The 20,945-nt window shown below is 73.0% G+C and carries 22 protein-coding genes; 10 read left to right on the forward strand and 12 right to left on the reverse strand.

The genetic code is table 11. The features are described 5' to 3' along the window. The first annotated feature begins 96 nt into the window (after nucleotides 1–96). Genes ASE20_RS26045 through ASE20_RS13800 form a run of 5 tightly spaced genes read left to right on the forward strand, consistent with a single transcriptional unit; the run spans nucleotide 97 to nucleotide 4,582 of the window. Nucleotides 97–822, forward strand: a complete 726-nt coding sequence (locus ASE20_RS26045) for an alpha/beta hydrolase (RefSeq protein WP_235538821.1) — start codon at nucleotides 97–99, stop codon at nucleotides 820–822. A 4-nt stretch (nucleotides 823–826) separates the two neighbouring features. Continuing rightward, nucleotides 827–1,663, forward strand: a complete 837-nt coding sequence (locus tag ASE20_RS13785; protein WP_056895082.1) for an SDR family NAD(P)-dependent oxidoreductase — start codon at nucleotides 827–829, stop codon at nucleotides 1,661–1,663. After that, a complete protein-coding gene (locus ASE20_RS13790; RefSeq protein ID WP_056895083.1) occupies nucleotides 1,660–2,607 on the forward strand; it encodes a hypothetical protein in 948 nt (315 codons plus the stop codon). Before ASE20_RS13785 ends, ASE20_RS13790 begins: the two co-directional genes overlap by 4 nt. Further along, complete coding sequence (locus ASE20_RS13795) at nucleotides 2,604–3,092, forward strand: hypothetical protein (protein WP_056895084.1); 489 nt, start codon at nucleotides 2,604–2,606, stop codon at nucleotides 3,090–3,092. Before ASE20_RS13790 ends, ASE20_RS13795 begins: the two co-directional genes overlap by 4 nt. Next, on the forward strand, nucleotides 3,089–4,582 hold the full coding sequence (locus tag ASE20_RS13800; RefSeq protein WP_056895085.1) for a flavin-containing monooxygenase: 1,494 nt from the start codon (nucleotides 3,089–3,091) through the stop codon (nucleotides 4,580–4,582). Before ASE20_RS13795 ends, ASE20_RS13800 begins: the two co-directional genes overlap by 4 nt. On the opposite strand, the gene ASE20_RS13805 is transcribed toward ASE20_RS13800, so the two are convergent. From ASE20_RS13805 to ASE20_RS24755, 5 genes are all read right to left on the reverse strand, one after another. Next, a complete protein-coding gene (locus ASE20_RS13805; protein WP_056895086.1) occupies nucleotides 4,572–6,206 on the reverse strand; it encodes an ATP-binding cassette domain-containing protein in 1,635 nt (544 codons plus the stop codon). The two genes, ASE20_RS13800 and ASE20_RS13805, sit on opposite strands and share 11 nt — an antisense overlap. A gap of 133 nt (nucleotides 6,207–6,339) precedes the next feature. Further along, nucleotides 6,340–7,020 (reverse strand): hypothetical protein, encoded by a 681-nt coding sequence (locus tag ASE20_RS13810; protein ID WP_056895087.1) that lies wholly within the window; start codon nucleotides 7,018–7,020, stop codon nucleotides 6,340–6,342. A gap of 4 nt (nucleotides 7,021–7,024) precedes the next feature. Then, nucleotides 7,025–8,224: an ATP-binding protein gene (locus tag ASE20_RS13815; protein WP_056895088.1), complete on the reverse strand. Its 1,200-nt coding sequence runs from the start codon at nucleotides 8,222–8,224 to the stop codon at nucleotides 7,025–7,027. Between the two features lie 77 nt (nucleotides 8,225–8,301). After that, complete coding sequence (locus tag ASE20_RS13820; protein WP_056895089.1) at nucleotides 8,302–9,030, reverse strand: hypothetical protein; 729 nt, start codon at nucleotides 9,028–9,030, stop codon at nucleotides 8,302–8,304. Between the two features lie 55 nt (nucleotides 9,031–9,085). After that, nucleotides 9,086–10,387, reverse strand: a complete 1,302-nt coding sequence (locus tag ASE20_RS24755) for an LPXTG cell wall anchor domain-containing protein (protein WP_056895090.1) — start codon at nucleotides 10,385–10,387, stop codon at nucleotides 9,086–9,088. 132 nt (nucleotides 10,388–10,519) lie between these two features. Between ASE20_RS24755 and ASE20_RS13830 the strand changes: the two genes are divergently transcribed. From ASE20_RS13830 to ASE20_RS13845, 4 genes are all read left to right on the forward strand, one after another. Beyond that, nucleotides 10,520–11,164, forward strand: a complete 645-nt coding sequence (locus tag ASE20_RS13830; protein WP_056895091.1) for a hypothetical protein — start codon at nucleotides 10,520–10,522, stop codon at nucleotides 11,162–11,164. A 29-nt stretch (nucleotides 11,165–11,193) separates the two neighbouring features. Then, the gene (locus ASE20_RS13835; RefSeq protein ID WP_157538527.1) at nucleotides 11,194–11,598 is read left to right on the forward strand and encodes a hypothetical protein; all 405 of its coding nucleotides are present in this window, start codon (nucleotides 11,194–11,196) and stop codon (nucleotides 11,596–11,598) included. Between the two features lie 58 nt (nucleotides 11,599–11,656). Next, a complete protein-coding gene (locus tag ASE20_RS13840; RefSeq protein WP_056895093.1) occupies nucleotides 11,657–12,535 on the forward strand; it encodes an Fpg/Nei family DNA glycosylase in 879 nt (292 codons plus the stop codon). Nucleotides 12,536–12,646: 111 nt separating this feature from the next. Then, nucleotides 12,647–12,985: a rhodanese-like domain-containing protein gene (locus ASE20_RS13845; RefSeq protein ID WP_056895094.1), complete on the forward strand. Its 339-nt coding sequence runs from the start codon at nucleotides 12,647–12,649 to the stop codon at nucleotides 12,983–12,985. Nucleotides 12,986–13,017: 32 nt separating this feature from the next. On the opposite strand, the gene ASE20_RS13850 is transcribed toward ASE20_RS13845, so the two are convergent. From ASE20_RS13850 to ASE20_RS13860, 3 genes are all read right to left on the reverse strand, one after another. After that, a complete protein-coding gene (locus ASE20_RS13850; RefSeq protein WP_056895095.1) occupies nucleotides 13,018–13,641 on the reverse strand; it encodes a hypothetical protein in 624 nt (207 codons plus the stop codon). A gap of 87 nt (nucleotides 13,642–13,728) precedes the next feature. Continuing rightward, nucleotides 13,729–14,484, reverse strand: coding sequence for a leucyl/phenylalanyl-tRNA--protein transferase (gene aat, locus ASE20_RS13855; protein WP_056895096.1), 756 nt, complete (start codon nucleotides 14,482–14,484; stop codon nucleotides 13,729–13,731). Beyond that, entirely contained in the window at nucleotides 14,481–15,056 is a 576-nt protein-coding gene (locus ASE20_RS13860; protein ID WP_157538528.1) for a hypothetical protein, read from the reverse strand. The genes aat and ASE20_RS13860 overlap by 4 nt, the downstream gene beginning before the upstream one ends. Before the next feature lie 39 nt (nucleotides 15,057–15,095). Between ASE20_RS13860 and ASE20_RS13865 the strand changes: the two genes are divergently transcribed. Continuing rightward, nucleotides 15,096–15,794 (forward strand): EcsC family protein, encoded by a 699-nt coding sequence (locus tag ASE20_RS13865; RefSeq protein WP_056895098.1) that lies wholly within the window; start codon nucleotides 15,096–15,098, stop codon nucleotides 15,792–15,794. Here the strand turns inward: ASE20_RS13865 and ASE20_RS13870 are convergent. Genes ASE20_RS13870 through ASE20_RS13885 form a run of 4 tightly spaced genes read right to left on the reverse strand, consistent with a single transcriptional unit; the run spans nucleotide 15,755 to nucleotide 20,941 of the window. Then, nucleotides 15,755–16,981 carry a hypothetical protein gene (locus ASE20_RS13870; RefSeq protein ID WP_056895099.1) on the reverse strand — a complete coding sequence of 409 codons (1,227 nt, stop codon included), beginning with the start codon at nucleotides 16,979–16,981 and terminating at the stop codon, nucleotides 15,755–15,757. The two genes, ASE20_RS13865 and ASE20_RS13870, sit on opposite strands and share 40 nt — an antisense overlap. Continuing rightward, on the reverse strand, nucleotides 16,978–18,126 hold the full coding sequence (locus tag ASE20_RS13875; RefSeq protein ID WP_056895100.1) for a hypothetical protein: 1,149 nt from the start codon (nucleotides 18,124–18,126) through the stop codon (nucleotides 16,978–16,980). Before ASE20_RS13875 ends, ASE20_RS13870 begins: the two co-directional genes overlap by 4 nt. A 20-nt stretch (nucleotides 18,127–18,146) precedes the next feature. Beyond that, the gene (locus tag ASE20_RS13880; RefSeq protein ID WP_056895101.1) at nucleotides 18,147–19,079 is read right to left on the reverse strand and encodes a hydroxymethylglutaryl-CoA lyase; all 933 of its coding nucleotides are present in this window, start codon (nucleotides 19,077–19,079) and stop codon (nucleotides 18,147–18,149) included. A gap of 11 nt (nucleotides 19,080–19,090) precedes the next feature. Next, nucleotides 19,091–20,941 (reverse strand): acetyl/propionyl/methylcrotonyl-CoA carboxylase subunit alpha, encoded by a 1,851-nt coding sequence (locus ASE20_RS13885; protein WP_056895208.1) that lies wholly within the window; start codon nucleotides 20,939–20,941, stop codon nucleotides 19,091–19,093. Nucleotides 20,942–20,945 lie beyond the last annotated feature (4 nt).

A 20,945-nucleotide genomic window follows, 5' to 3' on the forward strand; every position in this document is an offset into this window, starting at 1 on the left:
AGCCGGGTGGTCCGCGTCGCCCGGCCCGTGAGCAGCGGACCCTCGCCGCGCGGCGAGTGGGTCCGCGGACCCGGCGCCGAGCGCGAGGACGGCGTGGTGCTCTACGTCCACGGCAGCGCCTACACGATCTGCTCGGCCCGCACCCACCGCGGCATCACCACCCGGCTGTCCGCGAGGACCGGGCTGCCGGTGTTCGCCTGCGACTACCGGCTGGCCCCGAACCACCGCTTCCCCGCGGCGGCCGACGACGTGCGGGCGGCGTACGAGTGGCTGGTCAACGAGGGCCACGAGCCCGAACGGATCGTGCTCGCCGGCGACTCGGCCGGTGGTCACCTCGCCGTCGACCTCGCCCTCGAGCTGATCCGCGAGGGTCGTCCGGCGCCCGCGGCACTCGTCGCGTTCTCGCCCGTCCTCGACCTCAGCATGTCGCTGGCCGCCGCACGCGAACGGATGCGCCCCGACCCGATGATCTCCGCGGCCCGGGCGGCGCGACTGCTCGACCTGTACATCGCCGGCCACGCGCCGACGGCTCCGCGGTTGAGCTTCTCCTTCGACGGCGCGGACCGGTTCCCACCGACGCTGGTGCAGGCGGGGGCGCGGGAGATGCTCGCCGCCGACGCGATCGAGCTCGCCCGCGGACTGGAGTCCGCCGGCGCCGCCTGCCGCCTGGAGGTCTGGCCCGACCAGATGCACGTCTTCCAGGCGCTCTCCCGCGTCGTCCCGGAGGCCGACCGCGCCCTGGCGGTGGCCGCGGAGTTCATCGACGACCAGCTCGAGGTGCAGCGCCGCCGCGCTGCCCTCACCCTGGTGAAGGAGGCCTAGAGCCATGGCACGACGCACGAAGCACGCCGACGCGGTGGTCACCGGCGCCGGCAGCGGGATCGGGCGGGCCTTCGCCCGCGAGCTCGCCCGGCGCGGTGGCCGCGTCGTCTGCGCGGACCTCGACGAGACGGCGGCCAAGGAGACCGTCGCCGCGATCGAGGCGGCCGGCGGTGAGGCGCTCGCCGTGGCCTGTGACGTCGCCGACGTCGCGCAGGTGCAGTCCCTGCACGACAGCGCGGTCGACTGGCTCGACCGCGCGCCCCGCCTGGTCGTCAACAACGCCGGCATCGGTGCCGGCGGCAAGGTCGTCGGTGAGGCGCCGCTGGCCGACTGGCAGCGCACGCTCGGGGTGAACCTCTGGGGCGTGATCAACGGCTGCCACGTGTTCGTGCCGACCCTGAGGGAGGCCGGTCGGGGCGGCGGGGTCATCAACGTCGCGTCCGCCGCGAGCTTCACCGCCGCGCCCCGGATGGGCGCCTACAACGTCAGCAAGGCCGGCGTGGTCAGCCTCTCGGAGACCCTCGCCGCCGAGCTCGCCGGCACCGGCATCGCGGTCACCGTGCTCTGCCCGACCTTCGTGAGGACCAACATCTTCGACGGCGAGCTGATCGACCCCGGCGCCGCCGGCATGGCCCGCCGCATCGCCCGTATCGCCGGGTTCTCGGCCGAGCGGGTCGCGCGGACCACGCTCGACGCCCACGACAAGGGCCGGCTCTACGTCGTACCGCAGCTCGACGCCCAGCTGCTCTGGCGCACCAAGCGCCTGCTCCCCGCCCCCTACACCCGCGCGGCCGGGCTGCTCGGCCGCTTCGTCCCCGATGAGGAAGGTGCTCACCGATGACCACCGCAACGGAAGCGACCTACGACTTCGACGCGATGCTGCAGACCATCAAGGACAAGCAGTGGTCGCTCGCCGACATCGACTGGGACGCCCCGGGCGCCGAGCTGGTGACCGACGAGGTGCGCGCCAAGATGAAGCCGTTCATGGCGGACCTGGTGTGGATCGAGCACGTCGGCGCACGCGGCTTCGCGTCGCTGGCCAAGAAGGCGCCGACGCCCACGATCAAGCGGATCTACGAGTACTTCCACGCCGAGGAGCAGAAGCACGCGAACGCCGAGCTCGCCCTGATGAAGCGATGGGGCATGCTCGACGAGGACGGCAACCCGCCGGAGCCCAACATCAACGTCAAGCTGGCGATCAAGGTGCTCGACGACTTCGGCGACACGCTGCCGCTCACCGGCCTGGCCACGCTGATCCCGCTGCTGGAGTGCGCGCTCGACGGCGCGTTGGTGAAGTTCCTGCTCGACGAGGTGCACGACCCGGTCTGCCACGAGGTCTTCCGGCACATCAACTCCGACGAGGCGCGACACATCACCGTCGACTTCCAGGTGCTCGAGCTGATCGGCGCCGGGCCGCTGCACAAGCTGCTGATCGAGTCGCTCGCCCTGCTGTCGCCACAGGTGGTCATCGGGCTGATCGTGGTGTTCACCCCGCTCATCAACAAGATGCGCGACAACATCGTCGCGATGGGACTGCCGGAGCAGAAGCTCTACAACGCGGTCAAGCGCTTCGCCACGATCGGCTCCCGGGGAGCGCACACGTCGCGGATCCCGGCGTACCACGTGCTGAAGGCGCAGGCCGCGATGATCATCGACCGTTCGTCGCCGTACCACCGGCTGCTGGCCGACCCCATGGTCAAGCTGACCTCGTTCGTCCCGGCGAAGGTGCTCGGCCGGCCGCAGGCGTGGGTCGACGAGCTGACCCACGAGCCGGTCGCCTCGTGACCGCCACGACGACCCGGTACGACGGCGAGCTGCTCCGCGGCGCGCAGTGGCGGGGCCGTGCGTTCACCGGGCTGTCGGTGGCGGTGATCGCGCCCGGTCGCGAGGCCGCGGTGATCGTGCCGGAGGTGGTCCGCACCGCCCGGGCGGTGAAGGTGTTCCAGGAGGAGCCGGACTGGCTGCTCCCGCTGCCGCTCCCGCTCCCCCGCGCGCTCGCCGTACCCGCCGCGCGGTTGAGCCTGCGGCTGCGCGTGCGCGACCCGTGGACCCGCCGACGGCTCACCCCGGACGCCCGCTTCAACCGGCACCGGCCGCGGGTCGACGGCCGCTACTACGCCGCCCTGCAGGAACCCCACTGCACGCTGATCTCCTGGCCCGTCTACGCCCTCGTCCCCGGCGGCCTCCGCAGCGCCGAGGGCATCGAGCACCGTGTCGACTGCATCATCCTCGGCACCACCGCCGCCCACCGAGAGGACCTCCTCGCATGACGCTCCTTGCCCAGCCCGACCACGAGGTCGTCATCGTCGGCGGCGGCTTCTCCGGCATCGGGGCGGCGATCCTGCTGTCCCGAGCGGGCTTCGAGGACTACCTCCTGCTCGAGGCCGGCGACGGCCTCGGCGGTGCCTGGCACTGGAACACCTATCCCGGTGTGGCCGTCGACATCCCGTCCTTCAGCTACCAGTTCTCGTTCGAGCAGGTCGCCGGCTGGTCGCGGGTCTACGCCCCCGGGCGCGAGCTGAAGGCGTACGCCGAGCACTGCGTCGACAAGTACGACGTGCGCCGCCGTACCCGGTTGCGGACGACGGTCACCGCCGCGACCTTCGACGACGAGGCGCACCTGTGGCGGCTCGAGCTGGACGGCGGCGAGGCCGTCACCGCACGCCACGTCGTGAGCGCGACCGGGGTGCTGACCCAGCCCAAGCTGCCCGACATCGACGGACTGGCCGACTACACCGGCACCGTCATGCACACCGCGCGCTGGGACCACTCGGTCGACCTGACCGGCCGGAAGGTCGCGATCATCGGCACCGGCGCCTCGGCCGTGCAGGCGATCCCGCACCTGGCGCGGGCCGCCGAGCACCTCACCGTCTTCCAGCGCACGCCGATCTGGTGCCTCCCGAAGCCGGACGCCCCGCTGCCCGGTGCCGCCCGCGCCGCCCTGCGCCGCGTGCCGGGGGCGAAGCAGGTCTCGCGGCTCGCGAGCCAGTCCTTCGTCGAGCTCACCTTCCCCGTCGCCGCCCACTTCGCCGGCCTCGTCCCGGTCGCCGCGGTCGGCGAGCGGCTCGGCCACGCCTACCTGCGCCGGGCCGTCCGCGACGCGTCGGTACGGGAGAAGCTGACGCCCCGCTACGCCCTGGGCTGCAAGCGGCCGAGCTTCTCGAACTCCTACCTCCCGACCTTCAACCGCGACAACGTCACGTTGTCGACCGACGGGATCGCCGCGGTGACCCCGACCGGCGTACGGACCGCCGACGGCACCGAGCACACCGCCGACGTACTGATCCTGGCGACCGGCTTCAAGGTGTTCGAGAAGGGCAACATGCCGCCCTTCACGGTGCGCGGTGCCGATGGCCTCGACCTCGACAAGTGGTGGGAGGAGAACCGCTTCCAGGCCTACCAGGGCGTCTCGGTGCCGGGCTTCCCGAACTTCTTCACGATCCTCGGGCCCTACGGCTACAACGGCTCGTCGTACTTCAACCTGATCGAGACCCAGGGCGCCCACATCGTCCGGGCGCTCCGACAGGCCCGGAAGGTCGGCGCCACCCGCGTCGAGGTGACCCGCGAGGCCAATGCGGCGTACTTCGCCTCGGCGCTGGGCCGTCGCAAGCACCAGGTGTTCTTCCAGGACTCGTGCGGCCTGGCGAACAGCTACTACTTCGACGACAACGGCGACGTGCCCTTCCGGGCGGCGACGACGCTGGAGACGATGTGGGCGGCGAAGAGGTACCCGCTCGACGCCTACGCCTTCACCGGCTGAGCTCCACGGCTGCGCCGTCCCAGCGCCGGCGCAGCCAGCGGTCGTGCGTGGCCACCACCACGGTCCCGACGCTCTCGCCGATGGCCTCCTCCAGCTCGGTGACGAGGGTGAGGGAGAGGTGGTTGGTCGGCTCGTCGAGGAGCAGCAGGTCCGGGGCGGTGGCGACCGCGACGGCCAGGGCGAGGCGACGGCGCTGCCCGACCGAGAGCAGCACGACGGGCTTGGCGTGCTCGCGCGGGTGGAGCAGGCCCAGGGAGCGCAGCGGGCGCCGTTCGGCGAGCTCGTCGCCGACCAGCGCGGCATACGTCGCCGCCGCGGTCGCGGTCAGGTCCGGGAACACCGGGTCCTGGGTGAGCTCGACGACGCGGCGGGCGCGGACCGACACGTCGCCCGCGGTGGCGGCGACCCGGCCGGACAGGACGCCGAGCAGGGTCGACTTGCCCGAGCCGTTCGCGCCGGTGACGAGCAGGTGGCTGCCGGCGTCGACGCACAGGACGGGGAGCCGGAGCCGGCCGACGACCTCGAGGTCGCGCACGTCGACGACGCGCCCGCTCCCGGCACCGGGTCCGTCGCCGGTGAGGGCCGCCGAGAGCCGCAGCGGCGCCGGGGGCTTGCGCACCTGGACCTCCTCCGCCTCGGCCAGCCGTCGCTCGGCGTCCTTCTTGCGCCGGGCGAGGGCGCGGTCCACGTTCTGGCCCTTGAACGCATGGATGAACTTGTCGTTGTCACGGGGACCACGGCCGGGGGCGATCGCGCTCTTCTCGACCCGGGTCGCCTCGCGGAGCCGGGCCAGCTCGTCCTGCTGCTCGGCGTAGGTCGCCTCCCACCGGCGTCGCGCGGCCGCGCGCTCGGCGGCGTAGGCGGTCCAGCCGCCGCCGTACCGTCGCCCACCGCGACCGTCGGTGCCCATCCCGACCGGGTCGAGGTCGACGAGGTCGGTGCACACCTCGTCGAGGAACACCCGGTCGTGGCTGGTCAGGAGCACGACCCCCGGCAGGTCGCGCAGGAAGGCGACCAGGAGGGCGATCGCATCGTCGTCGAGGTGGTTGGTCGGCTCGTCGAGCAGCAGGCAGGTCGGCCGCCGGGTCATCAGTGTGGCGAGGGCGAGCCGGGTGCGTTGGCCGCCGGAGAGGCTCCCCACCCGCCGGTCCGGGTCGAGCCCGTCGAGGCCGAGCTGCTCGGCCGCGAGCAGGGCGCGCCGGTCGGCGTCCCACGCGTCGTGGGTGAGGGCGTGGTCCAGCGCGGCGGCGTACCGGCGGGCGACATCGGGGTCGTCGAGCCGGTCGGCGAGCTCCTCGACCTGCGCCACCGCGGCCCGCAGCGGCGCGAGCGTGGTGGCCAGCACCTCGGAGACCGACGCGCTGTCGGCGAACGGCGGCTCCTGCGTGAGGAACGCGCGGTCGGGAGGTACGTCGATCGCCCCGCCGAGCTGCGCGGTCGACGGCAGGATGCCGTCGATCGCCCGCAGCAGGGTCGACTTGCCGGCGCCGTTCTCGCCGATCAGGCCGATCCGACGCCCGGGCTGGGCGACCAGGTCGATCCCGTCGAGGACGGTACGACGCCCGAACGCGACGGTGAGGTCGCGGACCACGATCGGGGCGAGGGAGGGGGTCTGTGCTGCCATGACGAAGCCTTCGGGTTTCCGAGGAGGACTCGCCGGGCGGGGCCGCGGACGCGAGTCGAGGTCAGGCAGTCATCAGCATGATGCGTCGAGCCTACGTCGGTGCCCGAGACGGACGCCAATGATTTACGGCTCGTCACAGCTCGTCGAGGATGCGGGCCCGCGCGGCGTCGTACTCGTCGCGGCTGACGAGGTCGCGCCGCAGCAGGTCGTCGAGCCCGGCCAGGCGGTCGGCGGCGGGCCGCTCGTCGGCGGGCCGCTCGTCGGCGGGCGGGACCGGCGGGGTCAGCGAGATGCCGGCCGCCGCGGTGGTCGGGGTGATCACCCGCGCCGCCTCCCAGTCGATCTCCCACTCGTCGGTCTCGGGATCGACCAGCACCGGCAGCGTGCCCGCGTGCAGGAGCGGGATCTGGATGTCCGGGACCACGCTGCGGACCTGGGCCTCGAAGGGGGTGACGCCCTCGCCCTCGATCCGCAGCCGGATCACCAGCATCGGCTGGTCGTTGACCCGCACGTTGGTCTGCTCGAACGACAGCACCCGGCCCTGCGCGCGCCGCCCGTGGGTGCGCAGCTGGTACATCTTCCGCTGCTTCGTGGTGCGGGCGTTGGCGATCGCCAGGGCGATGACGACGTCGAGCGCGGTGATCGCGATGCCGGTCGGGAGCAACCAGCCCGTGTCCGGCTCGTCGTCGGGCACGGCGAGGCCGGCCACGAGGAAGATCGGGCCGACGATGCCGCACAGCAGCATGAAGAGCAGGATCGGGATCAGGTTGCGCAGGAACGACCGCGGCTGGGGGACCTCGCTCGGAGCAGTCACGGGGTCAGGCTAGAGCCTGGGTGCGGAGGTAGCGCCCGAAGTGCGGCACGGTGAACGCGATCCGCCCGCGCTCACCGGAGTAGATCAGTCCCTTCTTGAGCAGCGAGTCCCGCGCCGGCGAGAGCGACTGCGGCTTCTTGCCCAGGAAGGCGGCGACGTCGGAGGTCGCGACCGAGCCGACCGGGTCGTCGTCGTCACCGGCCGCGTCGGCCATGGCGCGCAGGTAGTCGCGCTCGGCGGGTGTCGCGCGCTCGAAGCGCGAGCCGAAGAAGCCGACGGCGAGCTCGCGCTCCGCCTCGGGTCCGGCGACGGCGACGTCGTCGGCGGTGATCGGCGAGCGTGGGGCGAGGTCCCAGACGGAGCGGCCGTAGGCCTGGATGAAGTAGGGATAGCCGCGCGTCGCGTCGTACATCGCGTCGAGGGCCTCGGCGGTGAAGCCGGCCTCCTCCTCGCCCGCGGGTGCGACGAGGGCGCGGTCGGCGGAGTCGCGGGAGAGCCGGTCGATGCGCTGGTAGGAGAACAGCCGCTCGGAGTAGGACTTGCTCGCCGACAGCACGGCCGGCAGGTGCGGCAGGCCGGCGCCGACGACGATGACCGGGAGGCCGTTCTGGCTGAGCTCGTGGCAGGCCGCACAGAGCGCGGAGATGTCGTCGACACCGAGGTCCTGCATCTCGTCGATGAAGATGCCGATGCCCTTGCCGACGTCGGCTGCGAGTCCGCCCACGTCGGTCAGCAGCTCGACGAGGTCGATCTCGACGTCGCCGGAGTCGGCGCGCCCCCGCACCACGGGTACGGCGATGCCGGGGCTCCACCGGTCGCGCAGCTTGGTGTCGGAGCCCGCGTCGCGCTGGGCGAACGAGCGGATCACGCCGAGCACGTGGTCGGTCTCGGCGGGCTCGGGGTGCCCGAGCTCGCGGACCGCCTGGTGGAGCGCCGACGACAGCGGACGGCGCAACGACTGGTCGGGCCGCGCCTCCAGCTTGCCGGTGCCCCAGCCCTTGCGGACGGCGGCCGACCGCAGCGCGTTGAGCAGCACGGTCTTGCCGACGCCGCGCAGCCCGGTCAGCACGAGCGAGCGCTCGGGACGCCCGCGCGAGACCCGCTCGAGCACCACGTCGAACGCGGCCAGCTGCTCGTCACGGCCCGCGAGCTCGGGCGGACGCTGGCCGGCGCCGGGCGCGTACGGGTTGCGGATCGGGTCCATGATCCGACGGTATCCGGCTCTCTAGAGCGAGCCCTAGATTGCCCTAGCGTGTCGCATCGCCGTCGTACGGCGGCCGGTCAGGACGCGTTGACCGTCTTGTCCTTCGGCGGCTTCGGCAGCTCCACGCCGGCGTTCCTCTCCGCCAGGGTCAGCGTGCTCGCGCCCTCGGGACCGGTCCTCACCTGGAGCACCAGCGGCGCGCCCTCGGTCGCGATCGAGACCGTCGACGGCGACCCGTCGGCGTCCTTGCCGGTGAACCTCCGCACCGGTACGCCGCCGACCTCGCCCGTCCCCGCGTCCTCGAAGGTGTCGTACTGGCCGGCGTCCGGCACCAGGTCCGCCAGGTCGCACTCCCGGGCGCCCAGCCGGGGTGCCGCCATCCACTTGCCCTTCAGCGACGCGGCGCGCGCGGCGTCGTACTGCAGGACGGCGCGCATCATCGCCACGTCGGCGCGGACGTACGTCGTGCCGCCCACCGTCCGGCTGACCAGCCGGCCCTGCCGCTTGTTGGTGAACGTGGTCTGGCAGCTGTCGTCGTCGGTCGCGGTGTAGACGGCCGATCCCTTCAGCGCACCCGACTGCCCGGCCAGGGTGACCGTGCCGCGGTAGGTCACGTCGTCGAGGTCGAGCATCGCCTTGCGCGCTGCCTCGAGCGCATCGGCCGGCTTCGCGTCGGCAACGTCGTTGACGGGCGTGCCCGTCGGCTCGTCGCTGCCGCACCCGGTGAGCCCGGCGACGGCGGAGAGCCCGAGAAGGCCGGCCGCGACGAACGCGGCCGGCCTTCTCGTCAGTACGGAGATCCCCATGTGCGGGAGGTTAGCGGTCCTCCCACAGCACCTCCGTGCGTCGCCGCCTGCCTGCTCAGCGGGCGGCGTGCTTCCCACGCCCGCGGACCAGGCCGAGGCCGGCCAGCACGCTCGCGGCACCCAGGCCGAGCATCCACGGCTCGGCACCCGCACCGGTGGCAGGGAGCGCGTCGGCGGCGGGGGTCCGGGACTCGACGACGCCGAGCACCTCGCCCTCCTCCTGGTCGACGACGACGTCGCCGTCCAGCAGGTCCTCCTCAGCCGGCTCCTCGACGGCGGGCTCGTCGGTGTCGCCGGGCTCGTCGGTGTCCTCCGGGTCGCCGTCGCCGTCGGTCGGCTCGGTCGGGCAGTCGTCGGTCGCGGGCACCTCGGGGGTGACCAGTACCAGCTCGGTCCAGGCCGGCTCGTCCTCGCGGTCGTACGCCGCGGCGTCCTCGACCGTCGTCTCCGACCCGGCCACCGGGGCCCAGCCGTCGCCGGCCGGGGCCGTGGCGGAGGTTTCGGTGGTCTGGCCGACGGCGGGAGTGCCGGCGCGGGTGTGGCCCGTGGCGTCGTACCCGTCGGGGGCGAGGTCGCCCTCCAGCAGCCAGATCTCCTCGGTCTGCGCGGCCGCGGTCTGCGTCCACTCGCCGCGGACCCAGCCGTCCCCGGCCGGCGTCTCGCCGTCGGGCAGCTCGACGTCGTCGAGGACGCTGCCGGCCACGCGGGTCGCGCCGGTCGCGGTCGAGCCCACCGGGGCGGCGTCCCCGCCCTGCACCCAGGTGTGCTCGACGTGCGACAGCTCGGTGACCGCGGGGACGCCGGGGACGTCGACGACCGTGACCTGCTCGGTCTGCGCCGGTGTCACCTCCACCTCCTGGGTGGCGCCGGTCGGCGACCAGCCCTTGCCGCCGTTGCCGGCGTTCCAGCCCTCGACCTCCCAGCGGGTGTTCCCGGTCTGCTGCTGGACGTACTCCCACAGCACCGACACGACCGCAGGTACGACGACACGGGTCTCGACGTGCGACTGCTCGTCGACCGCGGGAGCCGCCGCGCGGTCGACGACCGTGCGGACGTACTCACGCTCGAGCACGTCGACACTGCGGCTCCAGGTCCACGTCCCCTGCGCCGCCGCCGTCACCCGGCTGTACTCGACCTCGGTGGTCGGCACGGTGCGCTCCCAGCGCCACTCCAGGTGGGTCACGGCGGGCACGGCGGTGACGACCGCGGGGTGCTGGACGGTGTCGTAGACGGCAGGGGTGCCCGGCTGGCCACAGGCCGCCTCGACGGCACCGGCCGACGGTCCGAAGCCGACGACGGCAGCCGCCGCGAGGGCGACGGGGGCGATGACGAAGCGGGGAAGGTGGCGGGGGTTCATGCCCGACCAACCGGGTGATTCGGGGTCGGGTCACTGCCCGGATGCGGAAACAGGACGAAGTCCCAGGTCGGACCTTCGAGATGTCGGCCGATGCGTTTCATCGCTGCCGGAAAAGGACACACAGGTCCCCTGATGCCCACGCTCCAGGTCTGCCCTCTCGCCGCCCGTCTCGCCGCCTCGCTCGTCCTCCTGACCAGCCTCACCGCCTGCCAGGACGAGAGCACAGGACCCACGAGCCAGCCCACCGTGCCGGCCCCGACCGGGAGTCCGACCCCCGACCGTCGCGACACGACGACGATCGAGGTCACGGAACCCGGAGCGAGGCTCGAGATCGGCGAGGAGGCCGTGCTCCCGCTGTTTGACGGAAGGCGCGGCACCGCTCTGGCGCGGGTGGCGGTCACCGGCATCGAGCCCGGCACGACCGCCGAGCTCCTGGCGGCCGGGGTCCGCAACGCGAGCGCCCACGCCCTCTTCTACATCCGCCTCGACATCGAGCTCCTCTCGACCGGTGACGAGCCCTTCAGCTCCTACTCCCCCCTCAGCAACTTCGTCGGCCTCGTCGGCCCGTTCCAGGCCAACAGCCTGCTCGCCGTCGGCGAGTCCAGCCCCTGCGACATCGATGCCGAGTTCGGCATCGACGCCCAGCACGGCGACACCCTGTCGGGCTGCATCCCGGTCTATGTCAACTCGGGCACCGAGGTCGACGGCGTGCGGTTCACCCTCGAGGGCGACGCCGGCTACGACCTGCAGGACGGCGAACCGGTCCTGTGGCGCTGACCCGGGCAACGCTCGCCGCCCTCCTCGTCGTGACCCTGCCCCTGACCGGGTGTGCCGCCCTGCGCAACGAGTGGTCGGGCAAGCACGGCGGCCCGGACATCGACGCCGAGGTACGGACCGCGGTCCGCAACGCCCTCCCGAAGGCGACGGACGTCTCCGTCGGTACCCACAAGAACGGGTTCACCCAGGAGATGGACGTCGAGGTCACCTATCCCGACGGCACCTTCGACCAGGACGACCTCCTCACGGCCGCGCGTGCCATCTGCGGGGCCGCGACCTTGACCGACGACGTCTTCCTCGAGGTCACCGACGGATCCACCCGCACCGCACTGGACCTGGCGAGCCTCGCCTCCGGTGACGCCGCGGCCCTGGACACGCCGTACGAACCGACCCAGGTCCAGATCGAGGTGGAGGGCGACTGCCCGGGACTCTGACTTCCCGACCCCGGCACAACCCCCGTGGGCCGAGGCAGGAAGCGCATAGGCTGGCGGCGTGCCCGAGCTGCCCGAAGTCGAGGCGCTGGCCCTGGACCTGCGGGGCCGGCTGGACGGACGCGCGATCACCCGCGTCCACGTCTCCGCGTTCAGCGCCCTCAAGACCTATGACCCGCCGTTGTCCGCGATCGAGGGCGCCCTCGTCGACGACGTACGACGCCACGGCAAGTTCCTCGACATCGAGGCCAGCGGCCTCCACCTCGTCCTGCACCTCGCCCGGGCCGGGTGGGTGCGCTGGAAGGACGAGGTCCCCGCGATCCCCCCGCGCCCGAGCACGAAGTCCACGCTCGCGGTCCGCATCGTCCTCGACGAGCAGGACGGCCTGACGCCCGGCCTCGACATCACCGAGGCCGGCACGAAGAAGTCGCTCGCGCTCTACCTCGTCCGCGACCCGCTCGACGTCCCCGGCATCGCCAGCCTCGGCCCCGACCCGCTGACCGACGACTTCACGCAGGAGCGCCTCGCCGCGATCCTGTCCGACGCCGGTCGCAAGCAGATCAAGGGCGTGCTGCGCCACCAGGGCACGATCGCCGGGATCGGCAACGCCTACTCCGACGAGATCCTCCACGCCGCCCGCATGTCGCCCTTCAAGCCCGCCGACAGCCTGTCCGAGGACGAGCTGACCACGCTGTACGCCGCCGTCCGCGACACCCTCGGCGATGCCGTCGAGCGCTCCCGCGGCCTGGCCGCCAGCGAGCTGAAGGCGGAGAAGAAGTCGAACCTCGCCGTCCACGGCCAGACCGGCAAGCCCTGCCCGGTCTGCGGGGACATCGTGCGGGAGGTGTCCTTCGCGGACTCGAGCCTGCAGTACTGCCCGACCTGCCAGACCGGCGGCAAGCCGCTCGCCGACCGGCGGATGAGCAAGCTGCTCAAATGAGCCCGCCGCGCGTGAGCCTGCGAACGCGCGGATGAAGGGCGAAGGGCGTCACGAGACCCATGCTCGCCGCGCGACCTGCTCGACGTACGGGCGTCGTCCTAGGCTGGGCGCATGATCCCCACCATCGAGATCGAGAACGTCCCCGACCCGCTTCCCGAGGGCCTGCTGGTCCTCGACGTGCGCGAGGACGACGAGTGGGCAGCGGCGCACATCGAGGGCGCGGTCCACATCCCGCTGATGGAGCTGCCGGCGCGGCTCGGGGAGTTCGTCGAGCTCGAGGCGCCGCAGACGCTCGTGGTGTGCAAGGCGGGCGGACGGTCGCAGCGGGCGGCGGCGTACCTCGCCCAGCAGGGGTACGACGTCGTGAACCTGATCGACGGGATGATCGGGTGGGAGCGGGCCGGCCGGGCCATGGTGTCGGACACCGGCCAGCCCGCCGTCGTCATCTGACCGCTGCGGTCAGCTGACGGGCCACGGCCGAGTCACTCGGTCGGGATGCCCTCGGTGAGCTCGGCCAGCTCGGACTGCATGCTGGCGAGGTCGTCGGGGTCGATCGACGCGAAGTCGGAGGGGTCGATCGACGGGATGTCGTCGGGGTCGATCGACGGCAGGTCCTCGGGGTCGATCGACGGGACCTCGGTGGCGTCGTCGCTCGAGCCGCTGTCACTGCCCGAGTCGCTGTCGCTGTCGGAGCAGGTCTCGTTCTCGTAGTCGTTGTAGGCCTCGACCTTCTTCTTCTCGTCGCCCGACAGACCGGCCTCGAACGGGTCCTCCTGGTCCTTCATCGCCTTCTCGAAGTCGTCGCCGCTGATGCCCTCGGCCGCGTCGATCTGGATCTCGAAGCCCTCGCGCGCGTCGTCCGGGATGTCCTCGGGCGTGCCCACGTCCTCGATCTCGCCGACGGCGTCCTTGACCAGGTCCGCGGCCTTGTCCCAGTCCTCGTCGGTGACGGCCTTGATGAGGTCGTCGTTGCCCTCGAAGCTGTTGACGGCCTTGCAGTAGTCGTCCTTCGAGGCGTCGGTGGGCGCGCCGCCGCAGGCGGACAGGGACAGGGCGAGGAGCACGGTCGCGCTGGCGGCAACCAGCGGGCGCTTCATCGGGGTCATGGGGGTTCCTTTCGCGGAATCTTTCGGACTCGACGACCCTGCCCCGCACGACTCAGGTTATTCACAGGTTTCGGCGAACAGCAGGTGTCAGACGTCCCACATCCGAGACCGCGGTACGTCGAGCAGCGCGGCCAGGCCGCCGACGTACTCCGCCCGGGGGACCTGCCGCACCCCCAGGCTGGCGAGGTGGGGCGTCACCCACTGCACGTCCACGAGCCGGCGCCCGGCGGCCCCGTCAGGATCGGCGCGGAGGCCCTCGACGAGGCCCATCAGCGCGACCTTCGAGGCGTCGGTCTCGTGGTGGAACATCGACTCCCCGGCGAAGAGGCCGCCGATCGCGACGCCGTAGAGGCCCCCGACGAGGCGGCCGTCGCGCCAGGTCTCGACGGAGTGCGCCCAGCCGAGGCGGTGCAGCTCGGTGTAGGCGCGGGCGATGCGCCGGTCGATCCAGCCGTGCGGGCGGCGCGGGTCGGCGCAGGCCGCGAGGACCTCGGTGAAGGCGGTGTCGACGCGGACCTCGAAGGTGCGGGCCGACCGGCGCAACGAGCGCGACACGCGCAGCTCGTCGAGGCCCAGCACCCCGCGGTGCGCGGGGCACCACCAGCCGACGGAGCGGCCCTCCGGCATGGGGAACAGCCCGGTCCGGTACGCCGCCAGCAGGGTGCCCGGCTCGAGGTCGGCCCCGACCGCGACCAGGTCCGAACCGTCGTGCCCCGCATCGTCCGGGTCCTCGAGCTCATCGAGCTCGTCGGGATCCGGCTCGTCGAGCACCGGCAACGCCGCGAGGTCCTCCCGACGGGGGAAGACCCAGGGCGTCGCCGGTGGCTCGACGGGGTGGGTCACTCCGCGGTGACCGACGACTCCGGCACCGTGGCCGAGGACGCCGCCTGGCCGCCGCCGACGGCGTCGGGGCACTCCTTGACGGCCCACTGGAAGAAGGCCTCGGCCTGGGCGTTCTCCTCCTTGGAGACGCCCGGGATGTCCGAGCTGCCGTCCGCGTCGCCGAAGGCCTTCTTGGCCTCGTCGTAGCTGAGCGAGGTGATCGCCTCGCTGGCGACCTCGAGGCCGGCCTTCTCGTTGGCCGGGATGTCGGCGGGGAGCTCGACCTCGGTCAGGTCGCCGTAGACGTCCTGCAGCTTGCCCCACTCCCCCTCGGTGGGCGTCGTGCCCTGGATGGAGCCGGTGACCGCCACGATGTTGGCGATGGCGCCGCAGAGGTCCTTGGCCTCGACGACACCGCCTGTGGTCGCGTCACTGGTGGCGTCCGAGGTGGCCGCGCTGGTCGGGTCGCTCGGGCTCTTGTCGTCGGACGCCTTCTCGTCGCCGTCCCCGCAGGCGGCGAGCGCCAGCACCAGGAGCGTGGCCGATGCAGCGGAGGCGAGCGGGCGGGTGATGGAGCGCATGCGATTCCTCACGTCGGAGACTCTGTCGGGGTCCACCCTACGATTGGAGTCATGGCTCCCAGTCTGAGGAAGGGGCTGGCCGTCGAGGCGGCCCGCCAGCTCGCCCCCAAGGTGACCCAGATGGCTCCCGGTCTGACGCAGTCGTTCGTGCGCGAGGCGCTGCACCGCGCGATCACCGGCGTCGGACCGCTGCCCCCGGCCGCCCAGGCGGCCGAGGCGCAGCTGCGCGAGCAGCACGGCAACGTCGACAAGGCGGTCCGCGAGGTGATCCAGAACCACGTGGCGTACGCCGGCGTGGAGGGTTTCGCCACCAACCTCGGCGGCCTGGTCACGGCGGCCGTCGTCGCCCCGGCCAATATCGCCGGCCTGGCCCTGATCCAGAGCCGCATGGTCGCGGGCATCGCGCACCTGCGCGGCTACGACCTCGAGGACCCGCGGGTGCGCAACGCGATCCTCGAGTCGATCCTCGGCGAGGACGCGGTCGTGAAGATGGTGAAGAAGAAGCAGCTCCCGGCCCCGCCGATGGCCGTCGCGACCGCGCCGCAGCACGACCCCGCCCTCGACCAGACCATCTCGACGGCTCTCGCCAACGAGCTGATCGGCCGGGTGATCGGCAAGCGCCTCGCGATCACGGTCGGCAAGCGGGTGCCGGTGGTCGGTGGCGCGGTCGGCCTGGTGGCCGACGCCTGGAGCACGTGGCGGGTGGGCCGCTACGCCGACAAGGAGTTCCTGCCCCGCACCTTGCGGTAGGCGCCGAGGGCCTGGCGGCCGCGGTCGCTGCCCTCGAGGCGTCGTACGGTCCACTCCATCGTGCGCATCAGCCGCGGCGTGCGCGCGCGGATCAGCTCGCGGCGGGCGTCCTCGAGCTTGCTGCGGAGCCGGTCGGCCTCGGCCTGGCGCTCGGCGGACTCCAGCAGCAGCGCGCGGATCGCGTCCAGCGCCGCCATGTTGACCTGGCGCTCGACGGGCTTGTCGGGATCGGCCCAGCCCTGCGCCACGGGTTCGTCGCCGCGCAGGTCGGCGAGGTCGCCGACGACGTCGTAGCCGCGCTCGGTGAGCTCGGCGATCCAGGACTCGGTCAGCTCCGCGACCCACGGGTAGTCGCTCGGCGGCAGGCTGAGCCGCGGCGACTGGGTGCGCTTCGACAGCACCTGGTGGGCCAGGAGCTCGCGCACCAGTGGCCGGTAGTGGGCGGGCGAGATGTCGCGGGCCGCGGCCTTGTTGATGCGACGCAGCAACGACGACTCCGGGACGCCGAGGCTGGGGTTGGCCCGCTCGGTGCCGAGGTCCAGGCCGAGGTCGTCGAGCCCGAAGGCCTCGCTGAACCGCCGCCACAGCTCCTCGCGCGGACCGCCCGGACGCGGCACGGTGACGATGTGGATCCGCTCCGGCGGGATGGTCGCGCCCCAGCGGGCGAGGATGTCGGGGATCTCCTGCGCGCCCCAGAACCACGCACCCACGCGGTGGCTGCGCTCCGGGTCACGGATCAGGTTCAGGAAGCGGCCGTAGCGGAAGGACGCGCGGTGCTTGACGTTCTCCTGCCACTCCGCGGGGATCTGGCGGGCGAGGTCGCGCACCGACACGATGACGTGGACCTCGGCGCCGCCGCCACCCGGCTCGTGGCCGAGCGACTTCAGCGCCCGCTGCACCTGGGTGCGCGAGGCGGTCGCGAGGATCTCGTGGCTGATGATCGCGGTGCCGTCGTGGTCGCGCACCTGCTGGGCCAGCCGGTCCCACGCGCCGACGGCCTGGCGCTCGAGGCCTCCCCAGCGCAGGCGCATCAGGTCGAGCGCGGCGAGGAAGTGGGCGTCGAAGCGGTCAGCCGGGTAGAGGATGCCCTGCCGCAGCAGCCGGGAGCGGTTCTGGAAGAGCACGTCCTGGAGGTACGACGTCCCGGTCTTCGGCGTCCCGACGTGGAGCAGGATGCGCTTGCTCATCGCGTCGGGTCCTCCTGGGTTGTCGCGGTCACCGGGTCGAGGAGCAGCCCGAGCGCGAGCGTGAGCACCTCGGCGTCGACCGGGACGACGGGCTCCGCGGGCAGCGGGCCCGGCACCAGCCGGTCGAGATCGCCGAGCACAGGGTAGCCAGCAGCGGCGAGCTCGTGCCGGGTGCGCTCGGCCTGCGCGCTGAGCCAGGCCTCGCGCGGGCGCGGGACCGTCAGTGCCGGGCCGCCGAGCCCGTCCAGGCGCCGGCCGAGGCTCTCGCGCAGCAGGCGCGGCCGGTCGGCCTCGTCGACCAGCAGGCCGAGCGGCTCGCCGACGCGACGGACGAGGTCGACGGCGTGGGCGCCCAGCACGGGCGGCGCCTGCAGGCGTCGTACGCCGAGCTCGGTGGCCAGTGCGGCACGGTCGAGCACGATCGTGACCCGCGCGGCGCCGTACTTGTGGCTGGCCGAGCGCGCCATGCGCGCGAGGTCCGCGCGCGGCGGCAGGTGCCCGAAGGCCGACGAGCTGCCCAGGAACTCGCCCCACGTCGTGCCGCCCTGGTCGAACGAGCGGGCGGTCCAGGCATGCGCGAGGACGGTGGCGAGGTCGTCGGCGAGCAGGTACGCCGTCGGCCGGCGGCCACCCGGACGGTGGCCCTGGGCGATCAGGCCCTGGCGCGCGTACTCGGCCTGCCACTGCACGCCGACCACCCGGAAGGCCCGCACCCACGGGCGTCGTACCCCCAGCGCGCGCTCGACGAGGGTCCGCTCCTCGGGGTCGTGGGCGGTCGACGCGACGTCGTCGGCGATCAGCGCGGACGCGACGCGCAGCAGCTCGTCGTCGGGCAGCGCGTCGGGGTCGACGGGTCGCGCGCCGAAGCGCCCCGGCTCGTCGGCACCGATCAGCGGCAGGTCGCTCCGGCCGCGACCGGAGACGCCGGCCGCGAGCACCCGGTCGGCCGTGGCGAGCGGGACCCGCCGGCCGGCCCCCTCGGCCGCGACGTTCAGCCGCCGCAGCAGTCCGAGCTGCTGGGCACCGGGCAGGTCGTCACGGAAGGCGTCGCCCTCACCCGTGCCGTCGGCCGGCCACTCCTGCCAGCGCGTCGTGGAACCCTCGCGCAGCGCCGCTGCCCACCCCCAGGCGCGTCCTCGACTCATGCACCCACGGTAGAGGGGCGTCAGGAATCGCTGCCCGACAGGGCCCGCACGACCGCGGACGGGCTGGGCCGGCCGAGCTGCTCGGCCATCCAGGCGCTGGTCGCGACGACCGATCCGAGGTCGACGCCGTGCTCGATGCCGAGCCCGGTCAGGAACCAGACCAGGTCCTCGGTCGCGAGGTTGCCGGTCGCGCTCTTGGCATAGGGACAGCCGCCGAGGCCGCCGGCCGAGGCGTCGTACGTCGTGACGCCGGCCTGGAGGCCCGCATGGACGTTGGTGAGCGCCTGGCCGTAGGTGTCGTGGAAGTGCAGCGCGAGCCGGTCGGTGGGCACGCCGGCCTCACGGAAGGCGGCGACCAGCGCGCGCACGTGGCCGGCCGTCGCGACGCCGATGGTGTCGCCCAGGCTGAGCTGGCCGACGCCGAGCTCGAGCAACCGGACGCCGACCGAGACGACCTGCTCGACCGGGACCGCGCCCTCCCACGGGTCGCCGAAGCACATCGAGACGTAGCCGCGGACGTCCATGCCCTGCTCGCGGGCGCGGGCGACGGTCGGCACGAACATCTCGAACTGCGAGGCGAGCGTGCGGTTGAGGTTCTTGCTCGCGAAGGTCTCGGTGGCGGAGGCGAACACCGCGACGTGGCGCATCCCCAGCTCGACGGCGCGGTCGAGGCCGCGCTCGTTGGGCACCAGCACCGGGAGCTCGCGAGCGCGGTCGCCCAGCTCGGCGGTCAGGCCGGTCATCAGCTCGGCGGCGTCGGCCAGCTGCGGCACCCACTTCGGGTGCACGAAGCTGGTCGCCTCCACGATCGGCAGGCCGGCGGCCAGCAGGCGCTGCACGAAGGCGGCCTTGGTCGCCGTCGGGACGGCGACCGACTCGTTCTGCAGGCCGTCGCGAGGACCGACCTCGTAGATCGTGACGCTGGTCGGCAGGCCCGGCTCCGGGACGACCATCGGGAGAGCGCTCACGCCTGCTCCTCCGCCCCGGTGACGACGAACAGCTCCGCGCCGAGCGCGACCTGCTGGCCGACGGTGGCACCGACCGAGGCGACCGTGCCGTCGTGCGGCGCCTTGAGCGCGAGCTCCATCTTCATCGCCTCGACGACCCCGAGCACCTGGCCCTCGGTCACCTGGTCACCGGCGGCGACGCGGACGTCGAGCACGGTGCCCGGCATCGGCGCGACGATGGTGCCGTCGCTCACCGCGGCGCCGTGGTCGGTGCTGGCGTCGGGGCGGACGAAGACGTACCGCTGACCCTGGTGGGCGAGCTCGACCTCGTGGGTTGACACTCGTTGCGTCATAGGCTCCGTGGCCTTGAGCCCACGGGGCCTATGACGTTGCGTCGGGGAGACCGTGACGGAGCCGTCGGTGAACTCCACCACGGTGGGCGCGGGCGCGCTGCCCATCCGGAAGCCGTCGCCGGCGAAGGGGCCGCCGGGTTCGCTGTGCGCGTCCAGCCACAGCCGGGCGGCGATCTGCCGGGCAGGCGCGGGATCCGGGGCGGGGACGTCGTTGCGGTCCAGCCACGCCGTGTCGATCCCGCCCGGCTCGGCGAACTCCTCGCTCGCCGCGAGCACCCGCAGGAAGCCGGTGTTCGTGGTCAGTCCGAGGATGGTGGTGTCGTCGAGTGCGGCGACCAGGGCGCGGCGCGCAGCCTCGCGGTTCGGACCGCTGACGATGACCTTGCCGAGCATCGGGTCGTACGACGTGCTGACGACCTGGCCGCTCTCCAGCGCGTGGTCCACCCGCGCGCTCGCCGGCCACGACACGAGCGCGGCGGTGCCGGCCTGCGGGAGGAAGCCGCCGAAGGCGTCCTCGGCGTAGATCCGCGCCTCCATGGCGTGGTCGCGGAAGCGCAGCCCCGCCTGGTCGAACGGGAGCGGCTCGCCGGCCGCGACGGCGAGCTGGAGCTCGACGAGGTCGGTGCCGCTGTGGATCTCGGTGACCGGGTGCTCGACCTGGAGGCGGGTGTTCATCTCCAGGAAGTAGAAGTCGCCGGTGGCGGCGTCGAGGAGGTACTCGATCGTGCCCGCGTTCGAGTAGCCCACCGATGCGGACAGCGCCACGGCCGAGGCGTGGATCCGCTCGCGCAGCTCGTCGTCGAGCGCCGGAGCGGGCGCCTCCTCGATGACCTTCTGGTGACGGCGCTGGACCGAGCACTCGCGGGTGCCGAGGTGGACGACGTGGCCGTGGGAGTCGCCGAGGACCTGCACCTCGATGTGGCGACCGCGCTCGACGTACTTCTCGATCAGGATGGTGTCGTCGCCGAAGGCGTTGATCGCCTCACGCTTCGCAGCGGCCACCGACTCGGTCAGCTCGGCGGCCGAGCGGACCACGCGCATGCCCTTGCCACCGCCACCGGCCGCGGCCTTGGCCAGCACCGGGTAGGCGAACGTCGCCGGGTCGTCGTCGATGTCGTACGACGGCACGACGGGCACGCCCGCAGCGACGGCGAGGTCGCGGGCGGCGTCCTTGCGCCCCATCTGCTCGATCACCTCGGGCGAGGGGCCGACCCAGGCGATGCCGGCGCCGGCGACGGCCCGGGCGAACCCGGCGTTCTCGGACAGGAAGCCGTAGCCGGGGTGGATCGCGTCGGCGCCGGTCTCCTTCGCGGCGGCCAGCACGGCGTCGCCGTCGAGATAGCTGGCCACCCGGACGGCGACGTCGGCGTCACGCACGTGCAACGCGTCGGCGTCGAGGTCGGTGTGCACGGCGACGGTGCGGATGCCCAGGTCGCGGCAGGTACGGAACACCCGGCGCGCGATCTCGCCGCGGTTGGCGACGAGGACGGAGCGGATCACAGTGGTCTCGGTCATCTCG

It is taken from the genome of Nocardioides sp. Root240, from assembly GCF_001428825.1.
GTDB lineage: Bacteria > Actinomycetota > Actinomycetes > Propionibacteriales > Nocardioidaceae > Nocardioides.